The sequence below is a fragment of the uncultured Ramlibacter sp. genome (assembly GCF_936925435.1).
Taxonomy (GTDB): domain Bacteria; phylum Pseudomonadota; class Gammaproteobacteria; order Burkholderiales; family Burkholderiaceae_C; genus Ramlibacter.
Genome location: NZ_CAKZHQ010000052.1, coordinates 20,121 through 27,502, shown reverse-complemented (window position 1 = coordinate 27,502; position 7,382 = coordinate 20,121). Strand labels below are relative to the sequence as shown.

The 7,382-nt window shown below is 65.8% G+C and carries 7 protein-coding genes; 2 read left to right on the top strand and 5 right to left on the bottom strand.

Going from position 1 to position 7,382, the window contains the following annotated elements; all coding sequences use genetic code 11:
* From Q0632_RS21770 to Q0632_RS21750, 5 genes are all read right to left on the bottom strand, one after another.
* Nucleotides 1–1,346: HAMP domain-containing protein (locus tag Q0632_RS21770; protein ID WP_298934235.1), on the bottom strand; the 1,346-nt coding region annotated here is incomplete at its 3' end.
* Nucleotides 1,347–1,603: 257 nt separating this feature from the next.
* Nucleotides 1,604–2,734: a branched-chain amino acid ABC transporter substrate-binding protein gene (locus Q0632_RS21765; protein ID WP_298934233.1), complete on the bottom strand. Its 1,131-nt coding sequence runs from the start codon at nucleotides 2,732–2,734 to the stop codon at nucleotides 1,604–1,606.
* Between the two features lie 184 nt (nucleotides 2,735–2,918).
* Nucleotides 2,919–3,215 carry a hypothetical protein gene (locus Q0632_RS21760; RefSeq protein ID WP_298934231.1) on the bottom strand — a complete coding sequence of 99 codons (297 nt, stop codon included), beginning with the start codon at nucleotides 3,213–3,215 and terminating at the stop codon, nucleotides 2,919–2,921.
* Nucleotides 3,215–3,649 carry a DNA polymerase III subunit chi gene (locus Q0632_RS21755; protein ID WP_298934229.1) on the bottom strand — a complete coding sequence of 145 codons (435 nt, stop codon included), beginning with the start codon at nucleotides 3,647–3,649 and terminating at the stop codon, nucleotides 3,215–3,217. The genes Q0632_RS21760 and Q0632_RS21755 overlap by 1 nt, the downstream gene beginning before the upstream one ends.
* Entirely contained in the window at nucleotides 3,646–5,136 is a 1,491-nt protein-coding gene (locus Q0632_RS21750) for a leucyl aminopeptidase (protein WP_298934227.1), read from the bottom strand. The genes Q0632_RS21755 and Q0632_RS21750 overlap by 4 nt, the downstream gene beginning before the upstream one ends.
* A gap of 36 nt (nucleotides 5,137–5,172) precedes the next feature.
* Here Q0632_RS21750 and lptF point away from each other — a divergent pair, with 36 nt between their 5' ends.
* Together lptF and lptG are read left to right on the top strand one after the other, a co-directional pair.
* Nucleotides 5,173–6,273, top strand: a complete 1,101-nt coding sequence (gene lptF, locus Q0632_RS21745) for an LPS export ABC transporter permease LptF (RefSeq protein ID WP_298934225.1) — start codon at nucleotides 5,173–5,175, stop codon at nucleotides 6,271–6,273.
* A complete protein-coding gene (gene lptG / locus Q0632_RS21740; protein ID WP_298934223.1) occupies nucleotides 6,270–7,370 on the top strand; it encodes an LPS export ABC transporter permease LptG in 1,101 nt (366 codons plus the stop codon). Before lptF ends, lptG begins: the two co-directional genes overlap by 4 nt.
* Nucleotides 7,371–7,382 lie beyond the last annotated feature (12 nt).

Here is a 7,382-nt window from a genome sequence, read left to right as displayed (position 1 = left end):
ACTTCCCGGGCAACCCGTGTCACCTCCGAGGCAAACGAGGAGAGCTGGTCCACCATGGTGTTGATGGTGTTCTTGAGCTCCAGGATCTCGCCCTTGACGTCCACCGTGATCTTCTTGGACAGGTCACCGGCCGCCACCGCCGTCGTCACCTCCGCGATGTTGCGTACCTGGGATGTGAGGTTCGAGCCCATGGAGTTGACCGAGTCGGTCAGGTCCTTCCAGGTGCCGGCCACGCCCTGCACATCGGCCTGGCCGCCCAGCTTGCCTTCAGTGCCCACTTCCCGGGCAACCCGTGTCACCTCCGAGGCAAACGAGGAGAGCTGGTCCACCATGGTGTTGATGGTGTTCTTGAGTTCCAGAATCTCGCCCTTGACGTCCACCGTGATCTTCTTGGACAGGTCACCGGCCGCCACCGCCTTGGTCACGTCGGCGATGTTGCGCACCTGGGAGGTCAGGTTGGACGCCATGAAGTTCACCGAGTCGGTCAGGTCCTTCCAGGTGCCGGCCACACCCTGCACATCGGCCTGGCCACCCAGCTTGCCTTCGGTGCCCACTTCTCGGGCCACCCGCGTCACTTCGGCCGAGAAGGTGCCCAGCTGTTGCACCATCTTGTTGATGATCATGGCGGTGCGCAGGAACTCGCCTTCCAGCGCCCGCCCCTCGGCTTCCAGCGCCATCGACTTGGACAGGTCGCCCTGCGCCACGGCGCCGATCACACGCGCCACTTCGGAGGTGGGATGGACCAGATCGGCGATCAGCGAGTTGATGGATTCGGCCGAATCGCGCCAGAAGCCACTGGCATTTGGCACCTGGGCCCGCTCCTTGAGCTTGCCTTCCTTGCCGACCACGCGCGACAGGCGCGCCAGCTCATGCGACATGCGCACGTTTTCCGCCACCACGTCGTTGAAGGCGTCCGCCACCTTGCCGAAGATGCCGGGCCAGTCCTGCGGCAGCTGGGATGTCGCCTTGCCCTTCTTCAGGTCGGTCAGGGCCGTCAGCAGGGCGCGGGTGTTTTCAGCGGCCAGCTCGCCCTCGTCCACCAGGACGTTGACCGCGGCCACGTTGTCCTGCCAGAACCCCAGCAGCTTGTCGTCATTGAGATGCCGGTCCAGCCGGGCGCCGCTGCGGGTGTTGGCCTCGATGGCCTTGAGGCTGTGCGAGGTGCGAGTCGCCTGGACCGACAAGGCATTGAATTCGGCGGCAATCTTGCCCTGCACGCCGTCCCATTCGGTGGGCAGGGTCACGCCCTGCTCACCACGCCTGAAAGCACTGAGCGCCTTGAGCACGAGTTTGAGTTCGCTATCGCGCTGCTCCACTGCCGAGGGCAGTTTCGTCACTACTTCCATGTTGTCCCCCAAACGTAAGCAATCCGTCGACAAAGCTACAAATCGAAGCAGCGTAATGATTTCCGGCGGATGAGACAACTGAGGCCCGGGCCCGAACTGGCCGCAAAGCCAATGCTGGTGCGGCTTGTAGGAGTTTGCCTACGGCAAGATACGGGGAAACACTACGGTTGCATGTAGCGTGCAAGCGACCCCCGGCAGCCTTGCCGCCGCCCATGAAAAAAGCCGCCCGAAGGCGGCTTTTTGCGGGAACGCGAAGCTTAGTTCAGCGCGGACTTCTTGCCGTCCTTGTAGACGTACAAGGTCATCGCCGGGTTCTTCAGTTCGCCGTTCGGTTCGAAGGCGATGCTGGCGGTGATGCCCTTGAAGTTGGACTCGGCCAGCTTGGCGGTGTAGACCTTGGGGTCGACCGAGTTGGCGCGCTTCATGGCGTCGACCAGCACGAAGGTGGCGTCGTAGGTGTACGGGCTGTAGACCTGGAACTGGTTGGGGTACTTGGCGTCGTACTTCTTCTTCCAGGCTTCGCCGCCGGGCATCTTGGCCAGCGAGGCGCCGCCTTCGGCGCAGACCACGTTGTTCAGCGTCTTGGCGCCGGCAGCCAGCTTTGCGATTTCCGACGTGCAGATGCCGTCACCGCCGAAGTACTTGACGTTGCTCAGGCCGAGCTGTTCCATCTGGCGCAGCATCGGGCCGGCCTGGGGGTCCATGCCGCCAAAGAAGATACCGTCCGGGCCCTTGGCCTTGATGGCCGTCAGGATGGCCATGAAGTCGGTGGCCTTGTCGGTTGTGAACTGTTCGTCGACGATCTGGATGCCCTTGGCAGCGGCCGTCTTCTTGAACACTTCGGCGACGCCCTGGCCGTAAGCCGTGCGGTCGTCGATGATGGCGATCTTCTTGAGCTTGAGCGTGTCAGCTGCGTAGAAGGCCAGACCGGCGCCCAGCGCGTTGTCGTTGGCAATGATGCGGAAGGTGGTCTTGTAGCCGGGCTTGGTCAGGTTGGGGTTGGTGGCAGCGCCGGTGACGTGGGGGATGCCGCAGTCGTTGTACACCTTGGAGGCGGGGATGGTGGTGCCCGAGTTCAGGTGACCGACCACACCGGCAACCTTGGCGTCGCACAGTTTCTGTGCGGCGGCCGTGCCCTGCTTGGGATCGGCTGCGTCGTCTTCGGCCTGGATCTCGAACTTGATCTTCTTGCCACCGATGGTCACGCCTGCCGCATTGATGTCCTCGAGGGCCATGCGCACGCCGTTTTCATTGTCCTTGCCATAGTGGGCTTGGGCGCCGGAAACCGGGGCGACGTGACCAATCTTGACCACTTGGTCCTGGGCCGAAGCCAGGCCAGCCACTGCGGCAATGGCGGCGGCAACCGTCAATTTCAACTTCATTTGCATAAAACCTCCAGATTAGGGAAAAAGGTTGAGATATTTATAAAGGCTCAACGGCGGCGAACATATCGCAATTTCCGGGCCCGGAACATAGGGGAACATCTAGGAGAGCGCGGATCAGAGCTTTTACTCTGATCATCGTCGCGCTAATGAAACGAATGGCGAGCGCGCAAATTTTCCGCGGCCCCGCCTACGCCGGCTTGCTGCTGGCGGTCAACTCCTCGGCCAGCGCCTGCGACACGCTGTCACGTACCACCGCCTCGATCTCCTCGCGCAGCATGGGGCCGAGCGAGCGGGTCTGCTCCAGCACGGTGGTCGCAATGGCCTCGCGCAAGCGCCGCTCCAGCGTCAGGTCGACACGCTGCATGATGCGATGCACCAGCTGTTCTTCAGACAGGCTGGTGGCCGCGCCCGGTTGCGGCTGCGCCCCCACACTCACCACCTCGGTCAGCGTGGGCACATAGCGCGGCGGCGTGCGGCTTGCCATCAGCCGGCCTCCTTGTGTGCCAGGTCATGCCGGGTGATGGCATAACCGCGCTCGGCGTAGTGCTTCCAGCGCTCACGCGCCTGCAGGCGGTCGCCCTCCTCGCCCGTCACGACCTCGATCAGGCGCTCGAAGCGCTCGAAGCCTTCGGGCACCGGCCCGCCCAGGTTGACCAGCACCTGCTGGTGCGGCGCCGTCGCCGGCTGGTCCGCCAGCACGATGGGCGAGCGCGCCAGCGCCTCGCCGCCCTGCGAAACATGGCAATGCGCCAGGAATTCCAGCGGCGAGAAGGTCCACAGTGCCGTGTCCAGCTCGCGCAGCAGCGCGGGCTCGGCCGTCACCACCACGCGCGCGCCGCTGGCCGTGGCCTTGCGCAGCAGCCGGCAGGCATAGCCCAGCCGGTCCGGCGCGTTGAAATGGAAGGCAACCTCGGTCATGCCGCCGGTTTGCGTGTGCCCTTGGCGACCTTGGCCTTGGCCGGCGCGGCGCCCTGGCGTCCCACCAGGAACTGCACGAGCAGGCCCACGGGCCGGCCAGTCGAGCCTTTGGCCGCGCCGCTCTTCCAGGCCGTGCCGGCCACGTCCAGGTGGGCCCAGGGATATTTGCCGGTGAAGCGCTGCAGGAACTTGGCGGCGGTGATGGCACCGCCCTGGCGTCCAGCCACATTGGCGACGTCGGCGAAGTTGCTCTTGAGGCCCTCGCCATATTCGTCGTCCAGCGGCATGCGCCAGCAGGGGTCCAGCGCCGCCTCGCCAGCGGCCTGCAGGTCGGCCGCCAGGGTGTCGTCGGAGGCGAAAAGGCCGCTGCGCACGCCGCCCAGGGCGATCACGCAGGCGCCGGTCAGCGTGGCCACGTCCACCACAGCCGAAGGCTTGAAGCGCTCGGCGTAGGTCAGGGCGTCGCACAGGATCAGGCGCCCTTCGGCATCGGTGTTGAGCACCTCGATGGTCTGGCCGCTCATGCTGGTGAAGATGTCGCCGGGCTTGAAGGCGCCGCCGTCAGGCATGTTCTCGCAGCTGGGAATCAGGCCCACCACGTTGAGCGCAGGCCGCAGGTCGCCCAGGGCGCGGAACGTGCCCAGCACGCTGGCAGCGCCGCCCATGTCGAACTTCATCTCGTCCATCTCGGGCGAGGGCTTGATCGAAATGCCGCCGCTGTCGAAGGTGATGCCCTTGCCCACCAGCACCACAGGCGCCTGCGATGCGGCCGCGCCCTGGTACTTGAGCACGATGAAGCGCAGCGGCTCGTCCGAGCCCTTGGCCACGGCCATGAAGGACCCCATGCCCAGCTTGGCCACTTCCTTGGGGCCCAGCACCTCACACTGGAAGCCGTGGGCCTTGGCCAGCTTCCTGGCCTCCTCGCCCAGCCGGGTCGGTGTGGCGTGGTTGGGCGGCAAATTGGCCACTTCCCGGGCGAATTCGATGCCATTGGCCGCCGCACGGGCGGCGGTGAAGGCCGCCTGGTGCTTCTTTGGATCGGCCACCGCCAGCGTGACGCGCTGCAACTCGCGCCCTTCGGGCTTGGACTTGGTCGCCACATAGACATAACTGGTTTCGGCCGTCGCGGAGACCGCCGCCCGCACAGCCTCGTCGCCCGCGTTGGCGGGCAGGACGATCAGCAGCCGCTTGGCCTTGGACGTCCGCAGCGAAGCGACCGCGGCCTGCACAGCCGCATGGATGCGCCTGGCCGAGCCATCGCCAGCGCCGGCCAGCACCACGCGCGGGGCGGCGATGCCGGCGCTGCGGTAGGCCTGCAACAGCCGGCCGGGCTTGGGTTCAAAATCGCCGGCCTTGAGGGCGCCGGCCACCAGGGCCGACACGGCGTCCTTGCCGGGCCGCCAGAGCTCGCCCACCAACACCACCAGGGCGTCGCATTTTTCGCCGGCCGCGCCGGCCGGCCCCAGAGTCTTGAGTTCGAAGTCCATAATCCGCGTTTTCCCCGCTGCTGCTATTCCCGGCTGATGTTATTCCATTCCTCCCTGCGCAAGGAGCTCGCCCGAAGTTTCGGCGCGACCCTGGTGGTGCTGGTCACCATCGTCATGACGATGACGCTGATCCGCACACTCAGTCAGGCCAGCCGCGGCAGCGTCAATCCGCAGGAAGTGATGATGGTCATGGGCTACACGGTGCTGGGCTACCTGCCGCCCATCCTCACCCTGAGCCTGTTCATCGCCATCGTCGGCACGCTCTCGCGCATGTACCGTGACAGCGAGATGGCGATCTGGTTTTCAGCCGGCCGCGGCCTGTCGGCCTTTCTCAAGCCCCTGTTCGGCTTCGCCTGGCCGGTGTTGCTGGTGATCGCGCTGCTGGCCCTGGTGGTCTGGCCCTGGGCCAACCAGCAGACGCAGGACCTGAAGGACCGCTACGGCAGCCGCGGCGACCTGGAGCGGGTCGCGCCCGGCCAGTTCCAGGAGTCTTCCAACGGCACCCGGGTATTCTTCCTGGACAAGGACACGCCGGACAACAAGTCGGGCAAGAACATCTTCATCTCCACACTGGAGCGCGGCAAGGAAACCGTGACCTCGGCGCGCAGCGGCCGGGTGGTGACCGAGGGCGACCGGCAGTTCCTGCTGCTGTCCAACGGCCAGCGGATGGAAAGCTCGCTCAAGGACCGCCAGCTCAAGGTCAGCGAATTCGAGGAGCTGGGCAACCGCGTCGGCACCGTCCCTCTGGGCAGTTCGGACACGACCCCGGTCAAGACCCGTTCGACCTTCGCCCTGCTGATGGACCCGAGCCGCGCCAACCAGGCTGAACTGGCCTGGCGGCTGGGCCTGGCGCTGGCGGCCTTCAATTTCGTGGTGATCGCGGTGACCGTGTCCAGCGTGAACCCGCGCGCCGGGCGCAGCGGCAACCTGGTGTTCGCGCTGTTCGCCTTCATCGTCTATTTCAACCTGCTCAATATCGGCCAGAGCTGGGTCGGTGGGGGCCGCGTCGGTTTCGTGGGCTTCGTGCTGGCGCTGCACGGCGGGGTGCTGCTGGCGGCCCTGCTGTGGCTGGCCAAGCAGCACAACAACTGGCCCCTGTGGCCGCGGCGTCCCCTGACGCGCAGGAGCGCGCCATGATGACCATCCGCCGCCTGATCTACCGCGAAGTGCTGGCCGCGGTGGTGTTCGTCGCCATCGGCTTCCTGTCCCTGTTCTTCTTCTTCGACTTTGTCGACGAACTGCCCAACGTCGGCAAGAGTGACACGCCGTACCGGCTGACCCAGGCCCTGGTCTACGTGGCGCTGAGGATCCCCAACCACCTGTACGAGCTGCTGCCCATCGCGGTGCTGATCGGCAGCATCTTCGTCATGGCGCGGATGGCCCAGAGCTCCGAGTACACCATCTTGCGCACCAGCGGGCTGGGCCCCTGGCGGGCGCTGCGCACCCTGCTGGCCCTGGGCATGATGTTCACCCTGCTCACCTTCGCGGCCGGCGACTACCTGGCGCCGGCGGCGGACAAGGCGGCCCAGTTGCTCAAGGCCCGTTACCAGGGCCGCATCAGCGTCGGGCAGACCGGCGCCTGGCTCAAGGAGCGGCAGGGCCAGCGCACCTACACCGTCAACGTCAACGCCCTCACGCCGGACGGCGACATGCAGGGCGTGCGCATCTTCGAAGCCGACGCGCGCGGCTTCCTGGTCTCCACCACGCAGGCGCCGCGCGGCAGCTTCGCCGACGGCGCCTGGCTGCTGCAAGAGGCTGAACGCAGCCAGTTCAACACCACCGGCGCGGACATGGCGACGGTGGAGCGCAACCAGCTGCCCAAAGTGCGCTGGCCGACCGAGATCACGCCGGAAATGGTCTCGGTGGCCCTGCTCAAGCCGGACCGCATGAGCACCATCGACCTGTTCCAGTACATCCGCCACCTGGACGACAACGGCCAGACCTCGCAGCGCTACGAGATCGAGTTCTGGCGCAAGGTGTTCTATCCCCTGAGCTGCCTGGTGATGGTGGTGCTGGCCCTGCCCTTCGCCTACCTGCACTTCCGCTCCGGCGGCATCACCAGCTACGTGTTCGGCGGCGTGCTGATCGGCATCAGCTTCTTCCTGCTCAACAACGTGTTTGGCTACATCGGCAACCTGCGCAACTGGTGGCCGTGGCTGACCGCTGCCGCGCCGGGACTGATCTACTCCATGCTCTCGCTGGGCGCCTTCGGCTGGCTGGTGCTCAGGCGTTAGCGCCGCAATCGG